Here is a 19,806-nt window from a genome sequence, read left to right on the forward strand (position 1 = left end):
TCGACGTTCGCGCGGGTTGCGAACAGCGATCTGCGACACCTCAGCGGAGGGTCGGTGGCGCTAGGCGCGCAACCAGGCCGTGGTGTCGCCGGGCAGGGTGCGTCCGGTGAGCGGTTCGCTCGCGAGCAGCACCTCGCCGGCGGGCAGGGTGATGGATGCCGCCCCCGTGTTCGCGACGACGGTCACGCTGCCGTTCGTGAACGCGACGACCGCGTCACCGAGCCCGTTCAGCCAGGACACGGACCCGAGTCCGAGGCCGTGCTCCCGCCGGAGCCGCAGGGCGAGCTTGTAGAGCTCGAGGGTCGAGGTCGGCACGCCCTCCTGCACGTCTCGGGCGAGTTCGCCCCAGATGGCCGGCTGCGGCAACCAGCTGGCCGCGGTCGGCCCGAAGCCGTAGGACGGCGCAGAGCCGACCCAGGGCAGCGGCACGCGGCATCCGTCTCGGCCATAGCGCTCGCCGTTCGTGCGGAACCAGGTCGGGTCCTCGCGGGCGGAGTCCGGCAGGTCGACGACCTCGGGCAATCCGAGTTCCTCGCCCTGGTACAGGTAGCTCGAGCCGGGCAGGGCGAGCATGAGAGCGGATGCCGCCCGTGCGCGGCGCAGGCCGACGACGGCATCGGGAAGGCCGACCGTCTTCGGGCCGATGCCGTGGCCCTGCAGGTTGTCGCCCGTGAGCGCGAGGCGCGAGGCGTGCCGGACGACGTCGTGGTTGGAGAGCACCCAGGTGCTCGGCGCCCCGACGGCGCTGAACGCGGCGAGGGAGTCGTCGATCACGCGGCGGAGGGCCGGGCCACCCCAGAGGGTCTCGAGGTAGGCGAAGTTGAACGCCTGGTGCATCTCGTCGGGACGCACCCACTCGGCGACGTGGCTGAGCGGGTCGACCCAGGCCTCCGCGGCCAGGATCCGGTCGCCGGGGTACTCGTCGAGCACGAGCCGCCAGTCGCGGTAGATCTCGTGCACTCCGGGCTGCGCCCAGTACGGGGCGGTCGCGGCGGGGTCGGCGACGACGCCCGGCTCGAGAACCGTTGCCCCGCCCATGCTGCCGCCATCGGCGGGCGGGGTGTAGTCGGGGAGGCCTGCGGCCTTGATCATTCCGTGAGCGACATCGACCCGGAAGCCGTCTGCACCGCGGTCGAGCCAGAAACGCAGCACGTCGCGGAACTGTTCGCGCACCCACGGGCTCTGCCAGTCGAAGTCCGGCTGGCTCGAGTCGAAGAGGTGCAGGTACCACTGGCCGGGAGTGCCGTCGGCCTCCATGACGCGGGTCCACGCGAGGCCGCCGAAGACGGATTCCCAGTTGTTCGGCGGCAACTGCCCGTTGACGCCCTTGCCGTCCCGGAAGATGTAGTGTCCGCGCTCGGCGCTTCCGGGGCCGGCCGCGAGGGCGGCCTGGAACCACGGGTGGTCGCTCGAGGAGTGGTTGGGCACGAGATCGACGATGACCCGGATGCCGAGATTGTGTGCCGTTGCCTGCAGGCTGGCGAAATCGTCGAGGGTTCCGAAGAGCGGATCGACATCGCAGTAGTCGGCGACGTCGTACCCCGCGTCGCGCTGGGGCGACGTATAGAACGGTGAGAGCCAGATCGCATCGATGCCGAGATCGCGCAAGGCGGGGAGCCGGCTTTCGATTCCGGCGAGGTCGCCCATGCCGTCGCCGTTCGAGTCAGCGAACGAGCGCGGATAGATCTGGTAGATAACGGCGGTACGCCACCATTCGGAGCCTGTCATGACGAAAACTTTACTGCATGGAATACCAAATGAAAGCGCTTCCATAAATCTATGCTTAAACGATTCCGACAATCTTTCAAATACCTGCGCACTTTGAATTGCCAATCAACAATCCATCGGCTAGACATGTAAACGCTTGCACTTTTGATTTGTTCGTTCTACGAGAGGCACACCAATGATGGTGAAGAAGAAAGCCCTGCTTGCCGCCGGCGCCGTACTGGCGGCCGCGACACTGGTTCTGACCGGCTGTTCAGGCGGAGGAGCTGCCTCGACGGCGAGCGCAACCGCCGCCGCAGGGTCCGGGAGCCTGACCGTCTGGGTCGACGCCGACCGCGCGCCCGTGCTGAAGGATGCCGCCGCGGCGTTCACCCAGGAGACCGGCGTCGAGGTGAAGCTCGTGCAGAAAGACTTCACCAAGATCCAGGACGAATTCATCGCCCAGGTTCCGACCGACAAGGGTCCGGACATCACCATCGCCGCCCACGACTGGCTCGGCAACTTCGTCGCCAACGGCGTCGTGCAGCCGGTCGAACTCGGCGACACCGCCGCCAACTACCAGAAGGTCGCGGTCACGGCGATGAGCGTCGAGGGTAAGACCTATGGCGTGCCGTACTCGATCGAGAACATCGCGCTGCTCCGCAACACCGCGCTCGCGCCGACCGCTCCCGCCACCTACGACGACATGGTCGCAGCGGGCAAGGCAGCCGGCACCGAGTTCCCGTACCTCGTGCAGCTCGGCCCGGACGCCGACCCGTACCACCTGTACCCCTTCCAGACGTCCTTCGGCGCTCCGGTCTTCGGCACCAACGCCGACGGCAGCTACAACGCGAACGACCTGTCCATCGGCAACGCCGGCGGAGAGGGCTTCGCAACCTGGCTCGGTGCCCAGGGCGCAGCGGGCAACCTGAGCCTCAACGTCACGAGCGATATCGCCAAGGAGAAGTTCCTCGCCGGCGCCTCGCCCTTCCTGATCACCGGCCCGTGGAACGTCCCGGACGCCCAGAAGGCCGGCATCACCGTCGCGGTCGACCCGATCCCCTCGGCCGGTGGCCAGACCGCGCAGCCGTTCGTCGGCGTGCAGGGCTTCGTCGTGAGCGCCAAGAGCAAGAACGCCCTCGCCGCGAACGAATTCCTCGTCAACTACATCGGCAGCGAAAAGGTGCAGACCGCCCTCTACAAGGTCGGCGGGCGGGCTCCGGCCAACACCGCGGCCTTCGAGGCGGCCAGCTCCGACCCGATCACCGCCGGCTTCGGCAAGGTTGCGGCCACTGCCGTCCCGATGCCGAGCATCCCGCAGATGGGCAAGGTCTGGCAGTTCTGGGGCGTCACCGAAGCCGCGATCATCTCGCAGCAGGGTGACCCGGTCGGCCTGTGGCAGAAGATGACGGCCGACATCCAGACCGCCATCAAGTAACACCACAGCAGCACAGCAGCACAGCAGCACAGCACCACAGCACGACGGATGCCCGTCCCCGGCCCCCCGCGGACGGGCATCCGCTCACCAGCACCACCTGCACCCGAGAAAGCGGACGACGATGACCACACCACGCACCGAGCAGGACGCGGCGCAGCTCCGGCAGACGAAACGCTCCCGGCGGGCCGCCCGGGTCGCCGAGGCCGCCTCCGCCGGGGTCAAAGTGCTGCTCGTCAAGATCGTGCTGCTCGGCATCGTCGACGCGATCAGCGTCTATGCCCTCTTCGTGCTCGTGATGAAGCAGGACTGGGTCGTCACCGGCCTCGTCGCCTTCGTCACCCTGGTCGTCAACTGGATCTACTTCAGCCACCAGAAGCTCCCGGCCAAGTACCTCGCGCCCGGACTGATCTTCCTGCTCATCTTCCAGATCTTCGTGATCGGCTACTCCGGCTACATCGCGTTCACCAACTACGGTACCGGGCACAACAGCACCAAGGCCGACGCCGTGAACGCCCTGATCGTCTCCTCGCAGGAACGCGTCCCCGACTCGCCGAGCTACGGGCTCACCGTGCTCGAGCAGTCCGGGGAGTTCAGCTTCCTCGTCACCGACCCCGATGGCAGCGTCAGCGTCGGCTCGGCGACGAGCCCCCTCCGGGTCGTCACCGACGCGACGACGGATGCCGAGGGCAAGGCCACCGGCCTCGCCGGCTACACCTCGCTCCGCTTCGCCGACATCGTCGCCCAGCAGCAGGCCATCGCCGCCCTCTCCGTTCCGGTCTCGGACGACCCGAACGACGGGTCGCTCCGCACTCCGGACGGGTCGAGCGCCTACCTCTACGTCTCCGACCTCGTCTACTCCGCCGTCGACGGCACCATGACCAACACCAGCACCGGCGTCGTCTACAGCGACAACGGCAAGACCGGCTCCTTCGTGGCGCCGGGCGGAGAGGAGCTGCTCCCGGGCTGGAAGGTCGAGGTGGGCTTCGCGAACTTCGTGCACGCCTTCGGCTCCGAGTCGATCCGCGGCCCGCTGATCAGCGTCACCCTCTGGACCTTCGCCTTCGCACTGCTCTCGGTGCTGACCACCTTCGGGCTCGGCCTGTTCCTCGCGATCGTGTTCAACGACCTGCGGATGCGCGGACGGAACGTCTACCGGGTGGTGATGATCCTGCCATATGCCTTCCCGGCCTTCCTCTCGGCACTGGTCTGGGCGGGCATGCTCAACCCGCAGTTCGGCTTCGTGAACCAGGTGCTCTTCGGCGGGGCGGACATCCCGTGGCTGACCAACGAGTGGCTGGCCAAGTTCAGCATTATCTTCGTCAACCTCTGGCTCGGCTTCCCGTATATGTTCCTGGTCTGCACCGGCGCATTGCAATCCATCCCGACCGAGATCCAGGAAGCGGCGACCGTGGACGGGGCGAGACCCTGGCAGGTGTTCCGGCTGATCAAACTCCCGCTGCTGCTCGTGTCCGTCGCGCCGCTCCTGATCTCCTCGTTCGCGTTCAACTTCAACAACTTCAACCTGATCTACATGCTCACCGGCGGCGGTCCCCGCGACGTCACGGCCGGCGTGAACGTCGGGGCCACCGACATCCTGATCTCGATGGTCTACAAGGTCGCCTTCGTCGGCGCGAGCCGCGACTACGGCCTTGCGAGCGCGTTCTCGATCATCATCTTCCTGCTGGTCGCCCTCGTGTCGGTCATCAGCTTCAAACAGACCAAGGCGCTAGAGGAGTTGAACTGAGATGCGTATCGCAGCCCCCGAAACCAGCGACCAGTACATCCCGACCAAACGACCGTTCAACTTCGGCCGGTGGTTCTCCCGCACCGGCTGGCGGCACCTCGTCGGCGTGGTCATGGTCGTGTTCTCCGCCTTCCCGCTGCTCTACGTGCTGTCCGCGTCGCTGCACCCGGGCGGCACCCTGATCACCGCGAACGGCCTCTTCAACGAGATCGACCTCGGCAGCTACTCGACCCTGTTCAACCTGCCGCAGCAGCCCTACGCCGCCTGGTACGGCAACACGCTCCTGATCGGCACGATCACCTCGGTGTGCACCGTCTTCCTCGGAGCGCTCGCCGCATATTCCTTCTCCCGCATGCGCTTCCGCGGGCGTCGGGCGGGGCTGCTGATGCTCGTCCTCGTGCAGATGTTCCCGCAGTTGCTCGCGGTCGTGGCGATCTTCCTGCTGCTCAGCGGCATCTCGGACATCTTCCCCGCGATCGGCCTCGACACCCAGATCGGCCTGATCATGGTCTACCTCGGCGGCGCCCTCGGCGTGAACACCTACCTGATGTACGGCTTCTTCAATACGATCCCGGCCTCGATCGACGAGGCGGCCAAGATCGACGGGGCCGGGCATGCCCGGATCTTCTTCACGATCATCCTGCGGCTCGTCGCTCCGATCCTCGCGGTCGTCGGCCTCCTCTCCTTCGTCGGCACGACCAACGAGTTCGTGATCGCGAGCATCGTGCTCATCACGCCCGAGAAGCAGACGCTCGCCGTCGGCCTCTACCAGTTCGTGTCCCAGGAATTCTCAAGCAACTACTCGGTGTTCGCCGCCGGGGCCGTGCTCGCTGCTCTCCCGGTGATGGCACTGTTCCTCTTCCTGCAGAAGTACATCGTCGGCGGCTTGACCGCCGGGTCGGTCAAGTAACCGGCACGATGCGCCCGCAGTCCTACGCCGAGCTCTACGCCGAGCCCCATCACGACGGGTCGCCGCTCTACGTCTCCACGCAGACTCCCGCGCTCGGGGACAGGGTGCGGGTGCGCGTGCGCGTCCCCCGGCAGTTCGGCACCGTCGTTGCCGTGTACGCGCGGTCCAACCCCGACCGGGAGCCGCGGTTCAGTCCCGCGCGTCTGCTCGGCACCGTCGACGACGCCCAGTGGTGGGAGGCCGAGGTGCTCGTGGAGAATCCGGTGCACGGTTACCGGTTTCTCCTCACGCTCGGCGACGGCGGCCACGCCTGGCTGAACGCGAGCGGTGTGCATTCCATCGAGACACTCGACTCGGAGGACTTCAAGCTCGTCACGTACGCACCGCCGCCCGAGTGGGCGCGGTCGACCGTGATGTATCAGGTCTTCCCGGACCGGTTCGGCCGGTCCGCCGCGGCGGACGAGCGGGAGGCGCCCGCGTGGGCCATTCCGGCGGACTGGAGCGACGACGTCGACCGGGACCAGCCCGGTCGGTCGCACCAGTTCTTCGGCGGTGACCTCGATGGTGTGATCGAGCACCTCGACCACCTCATCCGGCTCGGTGTCACCCTGCTCTACCTGACCCCGGTCTTCCCCGGCGCCTCCAACCACCGCTACGACGCCGCGAGCTTCACCGAGGTCGATCCCCTGCTCGGCGGAAACGAGGCCCTGGTCAGGCTTGTCGGTGCCGCGCACGCGCGCGGCCTCCGGGTGATCGGCGACCTCACCACCAACCACTCCGGCGACCGGCACGAGTGGTTCCGGGCCGCGCACCGCACCCCGAAGGCACCCGAGAGTGCCTTCTACTACTGGCTCGACGACGAGCAGCAGGACTACGCCTCCTGGCTCGGCGCCCGCAGCCTGCCCAAGTTCAACTGGGCCTCGGCAGAGCTCCGCAGGCGGTTCATCGAGGGCCCGGACTCCGTCGTCGCGCACTGGCTCGAACCGCCGTACAGCCTCGACGGCTGGCGCATCGACGTCGCCAACATGACCGGGCGGATGCTCGGCGACGACCTCAACGCCGAGGTGCGCCAGACGATCCGCCGCACCATGATCGACGTCAACCCCGACACGATCCTGCTCGGCGAGAGCACCAACGACGCCGCGAGCGACTTCCAGGGCGACGCGTGGCACGGCGCGATGACGTACACCCACTTCACCCGACCGCTCTGGGGCTGGCTCTCAAAACCGAACAGTCCGTCCTCGTTCTTCGGCCTGCCCTACGGCACGATCCCGCAATACACCGGGCCGCAGTTCTTCGAGGCGCACCGCAGGTTCGCCGCCGGATTCCCGTGGCGCACCCGCCTCGCCACGATGAACGCCCTCGACACTCACGACACGCCCCGGTTCCGCACCCACGCCCTGTACGGAACCGTGCCGGTGGCCTTCGGCCTGTCGGTGACGTTGCCGGGCATCCCGGTGGTCTTCGCCGGGGACGAGTTCGGCCTCATGGGGGACGACGGCGAGCACTCGCGCACGCCGATGCCCTGGGCGAGCACGGGGGAGCCGGCGGTCGCCGAGACGATCGACCTCTACGCGGCCCTGATCCACCTGCGCACCGGTCACCCGGCCCTCAACGGTGGCTCGATGCGCTGGCTGCACGTGGACGATGACGTGCTCGTCTTCGTGCGCGAAACGGCCGACGAGTCCGTGCTCGTGCTGGCGGCGCGGGCGTCCGGTGCGGTGTCCCTGCCAGCCGGAACGCTGGCGGGGGCGGTTGCCGCGGCAAGGCTGATCGGTGACGCCGAACTCATCGGCGCGGCCGCCGGCATCCGCCTGGAAGCACCCGGCCCGTCGTTCACGGCGTGGGCCCTTCCCGGGGTGCTCGTGCCGGTTGGCTGAAACGGTCACGGGGAGGGCGGCGGAGATGATAATGTTTACCGGTTGCCGAAATTCAGGGCGCAACTTCTGAAGAGAAGTTCTGCCCCCTTAGCTCATTGGTAGAGCACTTCCTTGGTAAGGAAGAGGTAGTGGGTCCGATTCCCACAGGGGGCTCAGGCTTGGGCGGTCGTGAGGCCGGCAGGTCGTGGCGGGGTAGCTCAGTTGGTTAGAGCACACGGCTCATAATCGTGGTGTCGCGGGTTCAATTCCCGCTCCCGCTACACGGTATTCATCAACATCACCCCGGGCTTCCACGGAAGTCCGGGGTTTTTTCTTGCCTTCCAGAGGCCCAACCCGCAGGAACCCTGCGTTGCGACCGGCTCCTGAAAAGCACCGTGGCAATCTGCGCGCCGGGAGGAGTCGGCCTCCTGGCGTCAGCTACTGCGAGAGTGACGCGGTGCTGCGGATGAGGAGCCGCCAGGGCTGTGCGGCAACGATGAAGGAGACGAGTCCGACGGCCAGGCAAACCCAGCCGAAGTTGATCGAGAGGCTGAAGCCGTCGGCGGATGGGCTGTAGGCGAGGCTCGACCCCGGGAAGAACGTCAGCGATCCGGCAACCGGGCTTTCGGGAGTTGCAGCCCGTGCGCCGTCGAGCCAGCTCAATGCTGCGAGTGTCTCGGCTAACACCGAGAGTCCAAAAAGGCTCATGCCGATCGTGAATGCTACCGTCCAGTGTGGGCGCGTGGGATCTGGGGCGCTTGCAGCTGCGGCCATCGCGCGGGTGCTGCCCAAACCGCGGACGGCCTCGCGTGACCCGACGAGCGCGGCGGCGTCACTCAGGTTGGCCCTGAGCTCACGCCTCAGATCGCGTCGTCTCCGGCCCGGGACGCCAGCGAAGTCAAGCCACGCGTCGTAGGACAGGGTGGCGCGAATGATGCGGGCGTGGTCGAGGAGGTTCATGGTGCATTCCTTCCGTCAAGGACATGGTCAACGGTGGCCGTGAGTAGGGTCCACGAGTCGAGCGCGCGAGCCGCCTCTGCCTCACCAGCCGCCGTGAGCGTGTAATACTTTCGAGCCGGTCCGGAGGTGGACCGCACGAGGTGCGAATCAAGCAGCCCGGCAGACTCGAGACGAGTCAGTGCGGGATAGACGGTGCCCTCTGCCAGCTCCGTGAACCCGGCCACTCGAAGACGAACCACGAGAGCGTATCCGTAGTCGTCATGGTCCCCGACAAGGCGCAGCAGGAGGAGGGAGAGGACCCCTTTGAGCATCTGCGCATCGTGTGACATGGCGTCAGCATATGACCTAGTACTGGGCATACACAAGTACCAAGTTCGTTGACACGCCCGTCGCAGTTTGCCTTCTGGGCCGGCCGTGCTTTCGGTCAGGTCGTCCGGTCGAGGGGTGGCGGGGTTTCCGCGAACAGGTCCGCCAACCGGTTCTCGCCTCGCGGGGTGTCCTCTTTCACTGTGCCGACGAGTGGGGTGTCCATATCTTCGCTGGCGGAATTTCTCGCTCGCAGCGGGGGTAGAGACGGTGGTCGGCCTGGACGACGGCGGGTATCCGCGAGGGCGATGACCTTATCCAGTTCCCCGCGGTCCAGCCACACCCCCTTGCAGATTGGACAAACATCGATCTCGATGCCGGTGCGGTTAGCGACCACCAGCACGGCTCCGTCTTGAGGGCAGTTCATGCGTGCTCCTTCCCGTGGTTGAAGAACACGTACGCGGGCGATGCGGGCGAAGACCCCAATACCGTTCGTGGAGCTCGACTGGCTCTCCGCGCTGTCTGGGGATCAGAGGCCAGGGTCACCGAGGGGTCACGAAATGGGATGTCGTTCCTCGCCAGCGAATTGACGTCAACTCGATGTTCTGGCTTATTCCGGACTTCTCGCAGTGTGACGTAGCCCGAGCATCCAGCCGGCGCCGAAGGCCAGCACCACCAGCCCGACGATGAGCACCACTATCCCGATCTGACTGTGTGGCGAGAGCAGCCCGCCTGGCGGGAGGAATGTCGAATCGCTGAGTGGTGCATACGCGAACCAGCCGAAGCTCGCTTGATTGCCCGGCAGGAGAAGAAGCACGATTCCGATGAGGGCTGCCACGGCGCCGAGGATGACCAGGGACACGCTCACCCGACGCGAGACGGTTGAGTGTGAACCTCCGCTGTGCCCAGCCTCTATCTCGCCCATGTGGCCATGCTAGGGGACCGATCCCGGGCGTCGATCTCGGCCGTCGACTCTGCCGATGCGGATGGTGGATCACCGGTCGTGTCATGAACTGGCCGGGAGTGACATTCAATAGGTAGGGGGTGGAAGTGGATTCTGCAGAGGATGCCGACTGGGACTTGGTCCGACGGGCGGCGGCGGGGGATCGCCGCGCCTTTGGTGTGCTCTTCGATCGTCACTCTCGAGCAGTCACTCGCTACGTCTGGGTGCTGCTTTCCGATCAGATGGATGTCGAGGAAGTCGTTCAGGACACGTTCGTGACGGCGTGGGCGAAAGCCGGCAAGGTCCAGGGCTACGTGCTGCGCTCTGATGCCGCGACCCCTGAGCTCTTCCCCGCGGGCGGTTGGACCGCCTGGCTGGCCCAGGTGCACGCGCGGTATCCGAACGGGCAGCCACTGCCGCTGTACAGCAGCACTGGAACGACCGTCCTGGGCACATTCACCCTTTACCGCTGAATCGAGAGGCCACCATGAAGAAACTGATGAATACCGCGGCGCTGGTTGCTGCCGTCCTCCTGACCAGCGGATGCGCCCAAACGCCCGGTGGACAAGCCGGACCAATCACGCTGCCAACAATGGACAGTTTCACCAACGCAGAACTCGCAGCGCTGGCCGCCCAGGATCAAGCCAGAACCCTCCAGGACCTGGTCGGAGAGTTCCCCGACGCGATCGTCCCGGCCGTCGAGCGAGCGCGGTTCATCGAACCCGAGGAGATCGCGACGGTCATGGCCGCTTGCTACACCGACCATGGATTCCCCTCGGTCGCATCCGCGGACGGGGGCTGGAGCGGCGGCCACCTCGACTCTGATGCAGAGGATTTCGCTCTCGTCAGTTACACGTGCAGGACCAGGTTCCCGACCAACCCTGCGTATTCGGTCCCGTTGAACGATTCCCAGATCACCTACATCTACGACTACCAAACCCAGGTCCTCACTCCCTGTCTCGAGGATGCCGGCTACGCAGTCGACACGCCTCCATCACGTGAGGACTTCCTGGCCCGCTACCGAAGCGACGGCGGTAGCTGGTTCCCCTACGAGCACGTGACCGGCAGCGACCTTGCGATCAGCATCACCGTGCAATGCCCGCAGATGCCCGACCACCTCTATGGATAGTGCGCTCCGACGTGGGGGTCGAAAGGAATGCTTGTTCGCGTGCTCGGAAGTGACCCCAATGACCGTGAGCCGCTTCAGATCGCCTCTCGTAAGCGGGTAGGTGGCTGCCCTCGTGGAGAGGGGCCCACACTATTTCGGGGCGGGTCCGGCCGCTGTGAGCTCCTGGATAAAGGACGGCGATGACCGGCGTCGACCCGTGCACAATTTTGGACCCGATCAGGGGCAATTTGTCATGATTCGCCCGCGGGTGACATTCAATAGACAAGGGGGGCGATCGTGGACAGTGTGGGGGAGCCAGACCGGGTGCTGGTGCACAGGTCCGCGACGGGCGACCGACGAGCGTTCGCAGCGCTCTTCGACCGGCATTCGCGAGCGGTCACGCGCTATGCCTGGGCGCTGGTCTCGGACCGGTTGGATGTGCAGGAAATCGTGCAGGACACGTTTACGACGGCGTGGAGCAAGGCTGGCTCGGTAACGATCGCAGAGTCCTCCGCGTTGCCCTGGCTGTTGGTGACCTGCCGCAACCACGCACTGAACCGCCGACGGAAGAAGGGGCCTCACCGCGCCGAGCCTCTCCCGGAGGGTCTCGCGGGTCTGGCGGATGTTGCGGCGAACGAGGACCGCGCCCTCGCGGTACAGCGTCTGCGCTGGGTGCAGACGGACATCGAGGCTCTCGACGGTCTGGACCGACGCATCTGCGAGTTGTGCCTGGTCGAGGGTCGTTCCTACGCGGAGGCGGCCGCCATCGTGGGGGCGAGCGTGGGAGCGATGGGCACACGACGCGCGAGTGCCCGAAACCGAAACCGAGTCAGAAGGGCGGTGAGCAATCATGATGAGTGAACCCGGCATCCGTCGCGCGCACCCGGTGGAACCGCCCGTCGGTGCAGAGCTCGACGCGTTCGTCGCCGAGATGAAGGCCACGGTGCTCACGCGCATTGAGCGAACACCGCGCAGGCGATTCGGTCTCGGTCGCGGCGGCACGATCGCCGTGATCGTCACGCTGCTCGGTGTGGGTACCGCGGCGGGCACGGCGGTCGCGACCGGTGTGCTGAATACCGGTGAACCGAGCTCCGGGCCGGCCACCATCCCCCTCACGGCTCCCGACTTCCCCGCGAACGCGCTGCGAGTCACGTTCACCACGTTGTCCGCGGGCAGCTTTACCCTGACCGTGCCGGGACTGCCCGGGGCGGAGATGACGATGAAGTACCAGGAGGGGTCAGGCGCAGGTCTCACGACCCAGACGGCCGAATTCCCGCTGGTCGACGCGGCGGTGCCGAGGGAACTCGTGATCACGGCGACCCCCGGCGGCAAGTATGCGGTGGACGCCAACTACGTCAACCACGTCCCCACCGACTACCCCACCAACGGCCGAGGCCAGACCTTCGGCACGCCGGGTGCAGAGGCCACGAACCTGCCCGACCTGCTCTTCGCCGTCGGCGACGACAACGGCCAGCCGGTCTACGGGTACGTGGCGCGAACGACACTCACCGCGACCCCGAGCGACCTCAGAGGTGCTGCCGTGCTCGACTGGCTCATCGCCTTCCGGGCCAGATACCCCACCGGGCAGCCGTTTCCGCTCTATGGCAGCGACGGCACCACCATCCTCGGCACCTTCCACCTCTACCTCTGACAGGAGACAACCGTCATTACGTCACACGTCACACGCGCACGACGCCCGCTGCCGACGGCCGCGAAGTGTCTCGCGCTTGCCCTGGGCCTCCTTCTGCTGAGCGGATGCGCCGCCGCACCAGTTCTCGCACCGACGGCCACGCCCATCCCGGCACCCACCCCGCCGGTGATGACCGCGGCCGCACTTCAGGAGCTGGCCGATCAGGCCCAAACGGCCTTACGCGACGGATTCGTCGCCAGCTATCCCGACGTGGCCGTGCCGACGGCAACGCGGGAACGATTCGTGAGTCTGGAGGAGCTCCCGCCGGTGATCGCGGCCTGCCTGACCGAGGCAGGAGTCCCCGCATCCGCCACCGCGGACGGCGGCATCGAGACCTTCGTGGCGAAGGGCGACGAAGAGCGCCATGCGATCGCGGACTATGTCTGCAACACCCGTTTCCCCAGTGACCCGACGAACTCGGTGCCGCTGAACGAGTCTCAGCTCACCTACCTGTACGAGTATCAGACGACGGTGCTCATGCGGTGCCTCGAAGCCGCCCACATCCCGGTCGATCCGCCGCCCACGCTCGGATCGTTCATGGGCAACTACACCGGCCAGGGCCCGGCCACTGTCGCGTGGCAGCCCTACGCGCACGTGGACCCCGGACCCCTTGGCCAGGGCATCTACAAACAGTGCCCACAAACGCCGGAGCACCTCTATGGCTGACGACATGACGGATGATTCCCGCCGACCCACACGGATCATCGTCCCGGACGCGACCCGGTGAACACACGCGAGGATTCGTCTGCTCACCCCCGCTGGTCATCGCGAGGTGACCGGGCTATCGGACCGAACCGGCCGTTGTCGCCGCGGGCACCTCGACCAGGCGGCCGGTGGCCACGTCGTAGATGAAACCGTAGACCGGGATTCCCGAGGGCACGAGCGGATGCGCCTTGATGCGTTCGACGTCCTCCAGCACGCTCGACGCCTGGTCGGAGATCGTCAACCAGTCGATGTACTTCGCCTCCGCTGAGCCCGGGCCCGTGCCGACGTCGTAGAAGCCCGCTTCGCCGAGGGCCGCGGTCTCCAGACTGTTGGCGAGCAGGCCGCGCATGACCTCGTCCGTGAAGAACTCCATGCCGCAGTTGGTGTGGTGGATCACGAACCACTCCCTGGTGCCCAGCAACTTGTAGGAGATCACGAGCGAGCGGATCGCGTCGTCGGAGGCGCGCCCGCCGGCGTTGCGGATCACGTGCGCGTCGCCTTCGCTCAGCCCCGCGTACTTGGCCGGATCCAGACGCGCGTCCATGCAGGTGAGGATCGCAAAGCCTCTGGCCGGTGGCAGGGCAAGGGCCGATTTGTCGCCGAATGCTGCGGCGTAGGCGTCGTTTGCGGACAGGACTTCTTCGAGCACGGTCATGGATGCGTCCTTCACGATGGGGGTAAGCGGCCTCGGCTGGCGGACTTTTCGAAAAGCGTAGTCAGCGACGCCCGAGTGGGGAACCTATGTTGCGCTTTGTTCCGTCGACTTCATCGTCTTCATCGTCTGGACAGTGGGCGCCGGCTCCGGTCGTCCGGTGGTCCGGTGTCGATCGTCGAGTGCGCGCCGAGGCCGCGCCAGGTGCGGTTGTGATAAACGGGCGGGCGGATGCCTCAGCGTCCTCAGTGATCCTGGACTCCAGGGCGTGACGGAGCCCGGACGTCCCTGGACGTCCGGGCTCTGTCGACCTCGAGGTGGGTCAGTACGCCTCGGCTGCTCCGGTCGGGGTGGCGCCGGCGAGCAGCGCCGCGCTGCCGGAGACGCCGAGGCGGCTCGCGCCCGCTTCGATCATGGCGAGGGCATCGTCGAAGCTGCGGACTCCGCCCGACGCCTTCACCTGCGCCCGGTCGCCGACCGTCTGCTTCATCAGTCGCACCGCATGCACAGTGGCGCCGCCGGCGGGGTGGAAGCCGGTCGAGGTCTTGACGAAGTCAGCGCCCGCGGATACCGCGGCTTCGCACACGGCGACGATCTCGGCATCGGTCAGGGCGGCAGATTCGATGATGACCTTGAGCACCTTCGGCGCGGGGACGCTCGCTCGCACGGCGGAGATATCGGCCTGGACGTCGGCGAAGCGGCCCTCCTTGGCGGAGCCGATGTCGATGACCATATCGACCTCGTCGGCGCCTTGCGCGATGGAGAGGGCGGCCTCGGCGGCCTTGATGATGCTGTGGTGCTTTCCGCTGGGGAAACCGCAGACGACCGCGACCTTGAGGTCGGCACCGGCGGGAATGGTGAGCGGCAGCATCGAGGGGGAGACGCAGACCGAGTAGGTGCCGAGCGCGATGGCCTCGGTGACGAGAGCGGCGACGTCCGCGGTGGTGGCCTCGGGCTTGAGCAGGGTGTGGTCGATGTAGCTGGCGATGCTGACGGTGTCAACGAGGGGCGTGGTCATGGATGGGTCCTTAGCTGGTGACGAGTTCGGGGGAGCCGTGTGACCAGGCATCACCCCGACCGGCCTCGATGGCGATCTGGGAGCGGAATGCTGTGTGCAGAACCGACGCCCCCAGTCGGTGGTCCGCTCAGGCATCCACTCTACGCCGGGCGTCGCACAGGTGCCGGGAATTGGCGGGTGCTGAAAGAATGACGGCATGCGTTCAACCCATGCCGTCGATACCCCGGCGGCTCTCCTCCGGCGAGGACGGCTGCTCGAATACATCACCCTGGGCTGGAATGTGGTCGGGGTCGTCGTCCTGGCCGTTCTCGCCGCGATGGCGTCGTCCGTCGCCCTCCTCGGGTTCGGCCTGGACAGCCTCATCGAGATCGGTGCCAGCACGGTCGTGCTCTGGGAGCTCTCCGGCACCGGCGAGGACCGGCAGCACCGGGCGCTGCGGTGGATCGGTATCGCGTTCGTCGCGCTCGCCGCGTACCTCTCCGTGCAATCGACCGTGGCCCTGGTGTCCCGGCAGCACGCATCGCCCAGTGTCGCCGGAATCGCCTGGACGGGCGTCACTGCCGTCGTCATGTTCGCGCTGGCATTCGGGAAGGCCCGCACCGGACGCGCCCTGGGAAATCCGGTTCTGGTCACGGAAGGGCGGGTGACGTTCATCGACGGCTTGCTCGCCGTTGCCGTGCTCGGCGGACTCGTGCTTGACCTGGTTCTCGGCTGGTGGTGGGCCGATCCCCTTGCCGGGTATGTGATCGTCTACTACGCGGTGCGCGAAGCGATCCACATCTTCCGGCCGGAAGCGCGGCCGCAGCCATGACCTCAGCCATGACCTCGGCCAGTCGACCCGTTCAGAAGGGTGTCGGGTCGTCGGGGTCGTTGGGTTCGGGGTCGAGGTTCCAGACGTCGACGATCGGGGTCGGGGGTTTGGGCTGCGGTTGGGGTGTCCGGGGTGGTCGCATGTCGGCGGAGGGTTCGACGATGTAGCGGTACCCGGCCGGGGAGGTCCACTCGATGCGACCGTCGCCGAGGTGTCTTGGTGTCCATCTCGTGTAGCTCTTGACCGCGTGGTGATACGGGCACAGGTGGGCGAGATTCATCGCGTCCGTCTGCCCGCCGTGTTGCCATTCGACGCTGTGGTCCACGTCGGAGCGTTTCGCGGAGCGGCGGCAGCCGGGGAAGGTGCAGGTTTCATCCCGCACCTCCAGCCACCTCTTCAAAGCGGCCGGGACCTTGTAGGTGTCGCGGCCCATCGAGAGCACGACCCCGGTCTCGGGGTGAGTGAGTAGCCGGGTGAAACTCGGCGCCCCCGCCGCCAGACGCCGGGCGGTGTCGGGGTCGATCGGCCCGTACCCGGCGAGGTACCCGGGTTCTTCACTCTTCCCGAGGAGGGTGAGGACGGGGACGGTGACGTTCACCTGAGCGGCGACCCCGGCACCGGTCCCGTCCGGGGTGACTCCGCCGATCAACATATCCGTGAGTACGTCTGCGGCGAGTTGGGTCAGGGTGCGGGTTTCGTCTGGGCCCTGCAGGGTGAGGGCGGTGTCGAGGGTGCGGTGGTAGGCGGCCTGGATCTTCTCGGCGTCGCCGGTCACATACAGGGACGCCATGCTGTCGTTGAGTGCCTGGAACACTACGTGTCGGTCCTCGACGCTTTTCTGGTGCCGGGCGGTGATGGTTTCCGGGTGGGTGCGTTCCCGGACCCTCCGGGCCCGGTCGGCGAGCTTCGCCACGGTCAGCACTTCCGCGTCGGGCACGAGGACGTCTTCGAACACGGCCCGGGCCCGGGCGGCCGAAACGGGGTCATCCCCCATACGGATGCCCCAGGCCTGGTCCATGATCACCTGGGCGTGCCGGTAACTGATCGCCCCGGTTGCAAGGGCTTCCCGGGTTGCAGGGAGTTCTTCGGCGAGGGTGCGGCTGGCCTCGATCAGGGTCTCCGTCGTGCGCCGCGGCAGCCGGAGCAGGGCGCCGACCTCGCAGGTGAACTCTTCCTTCGTGGCCTCCTCCGGCGACCACGGCGGGCGCCGCCCACCCGCCTGCACGGCGGCCTCGGCTCGGGCCCGCCCGACGTCGATGAGTACCCGCTGCGCGGCGTAGATCGCCGCCGCCCGGCGAGCGGCGGCTCGGTTCATCTCCCGGTCCGCCTCCTTGATCGCGTCATAGACCTCGGCCAGGGACTGTTCCACGAGGTTCAGGGGCGGGGCGTTGAGGTAGCTATCAGGAGGGACGTCAGGAGGGGGTTCCGCAGCGCTGTTCACACTGCTGTCCGCGGGGCTGTCCAGGTGAGATTCTGAGGGTTCTTCAGCTGTCATGTCGGTTACTCTACGGACCACCACCGACATTCCACCGGCATCCGGACGCCCACAGCTGGCCTGTGGAAAACCCGGTCAGATGAACTTTGTTGAGGACAGGCGCGCTGAAACCGTGCGTGCGCAGTGTGCTGCCGATGCACGTTCGCGCCGTCTTCTGGGACACTGTGTCGATGACGACACGATCGAATTCGAGCGGCTCGAGGGCGGGCGCCCTCGCTAACCGCGGGGTCCAGGCGGCTCTGGTGTCGGCGGTGTTGTTCGGTGCGGGTACGCCTCTGGCCAAGGTGCTCCTCGGTGAGGTCAGCCCGTGGATGCTGGCCGGCCTGCTGTACTGCGGGTCCGGGATCGGCCTCGGCCTGATCCGGCTCATTCGCCGCTCGCCCCGGGTGCGGCTCAGCCGGGTCGAGTGGGTGCCGCTGTCCGGTGCGATCCTCTTCGGCGGGATCTTCGGCCCGGTCCTCCTGATGCTCGGGCTCTCGAACATGCCGGCATCGGGCGCATCGCTGCTGCTGAACGCCGAAGGCGTCTTCACCGCGGTACTGGCGTGGTTCGTCTTCAAGGAGAATTTCGACCGGCGCATCGCCCTCGGAATGCTGGCGATCGTCGCAGGTGCTGTCATCCTGAGCACTCCCGGCGGCGCGAACTTCGGCAGCGCCTGGCCGTCCCTGGCCATCCTGGGCGCGTGCCTGTGCTGGGGACTCGACAACAACCTCACGCGCAAGATCGCGCTGACGGATGCGACGTGGCTCGCCGCGATCAAGGGTTCCGTCGCCGGGCCGGTCAACCTGGCCCTCGCCTTCCTCCTCGGTGCACAGCTCCCGGCGGCCGGCAACATCGCCGCGGCACTCGTCGTCGGGTTCTTCGCCTACGGCATCAGCCTGGTCTTGTTCATCGTGGCCATGCGCCACGTCGGTACGGCGCGGGCCGGGGCGTACTTCTCGGTCGCCCCGTTCTTCGGTGCCGTGCTCGCCATCATTCTCGGCGACGCCGTGACCTGGCCCCTCGTCATCGCCGGCCTCCTGATGGCAGTCGGGATCTGGCTTCACCTCACCGAACGCCATGAGCACGAACACACCCACGAACCGATCACGCACGACCATTGGCACACTCACGACGAGCATCACCAGCACGAGCATGCCGAACCGGTGTCATCGGGGACCTGGCACAAGCACGAACACACCCACGAAGCCCTCACCCACACGCACGAGCACTACCCCGACATGCACCACCGCCACGAGCACTGAGCTGACGCGACCCGCCGTGCCGGTGGAGCACGGCCTGCAGGCGCAGCACCACTTCGTGGGGGTTGAACGGCTTCGTCACATGATCGTCGGCGCCGAGTTCCAGCCCCTGGATTCGGTCCTCCGTCGTGCGTGGGGCCGTGAGGACGATCACCGGGAGAGTACCGAGAGCGTGGATTTCCCTGAGGATGTCACGCGCGTCCTCGACGACCAGCACTGGGGGATTACCTCACCCTAACGCCGGTGTTTCCGGGGCGTTGACCTCCCGCCAAACCTCCACACCGTCTCCACATGCCCGCCAGCCGGCCTGCACACCGGGCACGCAGAGTAGTGACCATCAACCACTCGCTGGAGGAGAAACATCGTGCGCAGGAACACACTCATCGCCACCGCGATCGTCGGCGCAGTCGCTACGATCATCGGTCTTACCGGGCTGTCGGTCGGTGCCGTCACAGCCGTCACCGCCATGAACGGGAATGACGCCGACGGCACCAGCCGAGCCGGATCGTCGTGCACGCCGCCTCAACTGGCAGGAGCAGTAGTGAACGTGTCCCTGCGGAATATGGGCGGCACCAGGATGGGCGGCACCCACGCGATGATGGGCAATGACGCACGGCGGCCAGGGAACAGTCGCGACCATATGCCGGGAAACGGCCAGGGAATGATGTTCGGTAACGGAACCGGGACGATGCCCAGCGGGGCCATGGGCCTGACCATCGACCGATCCAGCGTCCACTCCGGAACAGTCTCCTTTGTCGCGACCAATGACGGCAGCATCACCCACGAGCTCGTCGTTCTTCCGCTGGCGGGGACCCAGGCCGCAGGCAGCCGCCCGATCTCGAGCGACAACGAGATCGACGAAACCGAAAGTCTCGGCGAAGCATCGGCCACCTGCGCGGCCGGTGCGGGATCCGGGATCACTTCGGGTGCCGCCGGCTGGGTAACGCTCACCCTCGCGCCCGGACGCTACGAGGTCGTCTGCAACCTGCCGGGACACTACGCAGCCGGGATGTACCGGGAACTGACCGTCTTCTAGAGCGGATGCCGCAGGGACGGGCCGACGACGGCATCCGCCGGTGGGGCGTTTCCTCGGGCTCCCTCGCTGTGCCGAGCGTACCGTGGGGAGGGAGGGACCGTCGCGGCTTCTCCGAAGAAGTCGCACCCTTGACAACGATGTTGGCGGATCCACTCAACCAAGGAGGATACCGCTACGTCAATCCTG

The 19,806-nt window shown here is 66.7% G+C and carries 21 protein-coding genes and 2 tRNA genes; 14 read left to right on the top strand and 9 right to left on the bottom strand.

What is annotated here, in order from left to right; translation table 11 throughout:
- Positions 1–60: 60 nt before the first annotated feature.
- Positions 61–1,728 (bottom strand): glycoside hydrolase family 13 protein, encoded by a 1,668-nt coding sequence (locus MQH31_RS00320; protein WP_241976193.1) that lies wholly within the window; start codon positions 1,726–1,728, stop codon positions 61–63.
- 175 nt (positions 1,729–1,903) lie between these two features.
- Between MQH31_RS00320 and MQH31_RS00325 the strand changes: the two genes are divergently transcribed.
- The 6 genes from MQH31_RS00325 to MQH31_RS00350 all read left to right on the top strand — a co-directional run bounded on the left by MQH31_RS00325 (position 1,904) and on the right by MQH31_RS00350 (position 7,936).
- Positions 1,904–3,142, top strand: a complete 1,239-nt coding sequence (locus MQH31_RS00325) for a sugar ABC transporter substrate-binding protein (RefSeq protein WP_134534437.1) — start codon at positions 1,904–1,906, stop codon at positions 3,140–3,142.
- A 121-nt stretch (positions 3,143–3,263) separates the two neighbouring features.
- Positions 3,264–4,886, top strand: coding sequence for an ABC transporter permease subunit (locus MQH31_RS00330; RefSeq protein WP_243010514.1), 1,623 nt, complete (start codon positions 3,264–3,266; stop codon positions 4,884–4,886).
- Between the two features lies 1 nt (position 4,887).
- On the top strand, positions 4,888–5,796 hold the full coding sequence (locus tag MQH31_RS00335; protein ID WP_134534435.1) for a sugar ABC transporter permease: 909 nt from the start codon (positions 4,888–4,890) through the stop codon (positions 5,794–5,796).
- Positions 5,797–5,804: 8 nt separating this feature from the next.
- Positions 5,805–7,676 carry a glycoside hydrolase family 13 protein gene (locus MQH31_RS00340; protein ID WP_243010515.1) on the top strand — a complete coding sequence of 624 codons (1,872 nt, stop codon included), beginning with the start codon at positions 5,805–5,807 and terminating at the stop codon, positions 7,674–7,676.
- An 81-nt stretch (positions 7,677–7,757) separates the two neighbouring features.
- Positions 7,758–7,829 (top strand) — tRNA-Thr (locus MQH31_RS00345).
- A gap of 33 nt (positions 7,830–7,862) precedes the next feature.
- A tRNA-Met gene (locus MQH31_RS00350) sits at positions 7,863–7,936 on the top strand.
- Positions 7,937–8,093: 157 nt separating this feature from the next.
- On the opposite strand, the gene MQH31_RS00355 is transcribed toward MQH31_RS00350, so the two are convergent.
- From MQH31_RS00355 to MQH31_RS00370, 4 genes are all read right to left on the bottom strand, one after another.
- Entirely contained in the window at positions 8,094–8,615 is a 522-nt protein-coding gene (locus tag MQH31_RS00355; protein ID WP_243010516.1) for a hypothetical protein, read from the bottom strand.
- Positions 8,612–8,944, bottom strand: a complete 333-nt coding sequence (locus MQH31_RS00360; protein ID WP_134534420.1) for a PadR family transcriptional regulator — start codon at positions 8,942–8,944, stop codon at positions 8,612–8,614. The genes MQH31_RS00355 and MQH31_RS00360 overlap by 4 nt, the downstream gene beginning before the upstream one ends.
- Positions 8,945–9,039: 95 nt before the next feature.
- On the bottom strand, positions 9,040–9,348 hold the full coding sequence (locus tag MQH31_RS20945; protein WP_134534419.1) for a TFIIB-type zinc ribbon-containing protein: 309 nt from the start codon (positions 9,346–9,348) through the stop codon (positions 9,040–9,042).
- A 183-nt stretch (positions 9,349–9,531) separates the two neighbouring features.
- A complete protein-coding gene (locus MQH31_RS00370) occupies positions 9,532–9,789 on the bottom strand; it encodes a hypothetical protein (protein ID WP_134534418.1) in 258 nt (85 codons plus the stop codon).
- Between the two features lie 182 nt (positions 9,790–9,971).
- Here MQH31_RS00370 and MQH31_RS00375 point away from each other — a divergent pair, with 182 nt between their 5' ends.
- The 5 genes from MQH31_RS00375 (at position 9,972) to MQH31_RS00395 (ending at position 13,328) form a co-directional block, all read left to right on the top strand.
- A complete protein-coding gene (locus MQH31_RS00375; RefSeq protein WP_243010517.1) occupies positions 9,972–10,337 on the top strand; it encodes an RNA polymerase sigma factor in 366 nt (121 codons plus the stop codon).
- Between the two features lie 119 nt (positions 10,338–10,456).
- Positions 10,457–10,993: a hypothetical protein gene (locus MQH31_RS00380; RefSeq protein ID WP_243010518.1), complete on the top strand. Its 537-nt coding sequence runs from the start codon at positions 10,457–10,459 to the stop codon at positions 10,991–10,993.
- Positions 10,994–11,269: 276 nt separating this feature from the next.
- The gene (locus MQH31_RS00385) at positions 11,270–11,833 is read left to right on the top strand and encodes an RNA polymerase sigma factor (RefSeq protein WP_243010519.1); all 564 of its coding nucleotides are present in this window, start codon (positions 11,270–11,272) and stop codon (positions 11,831–11,833) included.
- On the top strand, positions 11,823–12,623 hold the full coding sequence (locus MQH31_RS00390; RefSeq protein ID WP_243010520.1) for a hypothetical protein: 801 nt from the start codon (positions 11,823–11,825) through the stop codon (positions 12,621–12,623). The genes MQH31_RS00385 and MQH31_RS00390 overlap by 11 nt, the downstream gene beginning before the upstream one ends.
- Before the next feature lie 168 nt (positions 12,624–12,791).
- Positions 12,792–13,328, top strand: coding sequence for a hypothetical protein (locus MQH31_RS00395; RefSeq protein ID WP_243010521.1), 537 nt, complete (start codon positions 12,792–12,794; stop codon positions 13,326–13,328).
- 115 nt (positions 13,329–13,443) lie between these two features.
- Here MQH31_RS00395 and MQH31_RS00400 read toward each other — a convergent pair whose 3' ends face one another.
- Together MQH31_RS00400 and deoC are read right to left on the bottom strand one after the other, a co-directional pair.
- Positions 13,444–14,022 carry a beta-class carbonic anhydrase gene (locus tag MQH31_RS00400; protein ID WP_134534412.1) on the bottom strand — a complete coding sequence of 193 codons (579 nt, stop codon included), beginning with the start codon at positions 14,020–14,022 and terminating at the stop codon, positions 13,444–13,446.
- 319 nt (positions 14,023–14,341) lie between these two features.
- The gene (gene deoC / locus MQH31_RS00405) at positions 14,342–15,037 is read right to left on the bottom strand and encodes a deoxyribose-phosphate aldolase (RefSeq protein WP_243010522.1); all 696 of its coding nucleotides are present in this window, start codon (positions 15,035–15,037) and stop codon (positions 14,342–14,344) included.
- A 196-nt stretch (positions 15,038–15,233) separates the two neighbouring features.
- Between deoC and MQH31_RS00410 the strand changes: the two genes are divergently transcribed.
- Positions 15,234–15,848, top strand: coding sequence for a cation efflux transmembrane domain-containing protein (locus tag MQH31_RS00410; RefSeq protein ID WP_243010523.1), 615 nt, complete (start codon positions 15,234–15,236; stop codon positions 15,846–15,848).
- 31 nt (positions 15,849–15,879) lie between these two features.
- Here the strand turns inward: MQH31_RS00410 and MQH31_RS00415 are convergent, their stop codons facing one another.
- A complete protein-coding gene (locus MQH31_RS00415; RefSeq protein ID WP_243010524.1) occupies positions 15,880–17,343 on the bottom strand; it encodes an HNH endonuclease signature motif containing protein in 1,464 nt (487 codons plus the stop codon).
- A 170-nt stretch (positions 17,344–17,513) separates the two neighbouring features.
- Between MQH31_RS00415 and MQH31_RS00420 the strand changes: the two genes are divergently transcribed.
- Positions 17,514–18,587 (top strand): DMT family transporter, encoded by a 1,074-nt coding sequence (locus tag MQH31_RS00420; protein ID WP_243010525.1) that lies wholly within the window; start codon positions 17,514–17,516, stop codon positions 18,585–18,587.
- Here MQH31_RS00420 and MQH31_RS00425 read toward each other — a convergent pair.
- Positions 18,535–18,801: a response regulator transcription factor gene (locus tag MQH31_RS00425; RefSeq protein WP_308196398.1), complete on the bottom strand. Its 267-nt coding sequence runs from the start codon at positions 18,799–18,801 to the stop codon at positions 18,535–18,537. The two genes, MQH31_RS00420 and MQH31_RS00425, sit on opposite strands and share 53 nt — an antisense overlap.
- Positions 18,802–18,948: 147 nt before the next feature.
- On the opposite strand from MQH31_RS00425, the gene MQH31_RS00430 reads away from it, so the two are divergent.
- Positions 18,949–19,620: a sulfocyanin-like copper-binding protein gene (locus tag MQH31_RS00430; RefSeq protein ID WP_243010526.1), complete on the top strand. Its 672-nt coding sequence runs from the start codon at positions 18,949–18,951 to the stop codon at positions 19,618–19,620.
- The last annotated feature ends 186 nt before the right edge of the window (positions 19,621–19,806 follow it).

Origin of the sequence: Cryobacterium zhongshanensis (genome assembly GCF_022760445.1) — a bacterium.
In the GTDB taxonomy this organism is placed as follows: domain Bacteria; phylum Actinomycetota; class Actinomycetes; order Actinomycetales; family Microbacteriaceae; genus Cryobacterium; species Cryobacterium algoricola.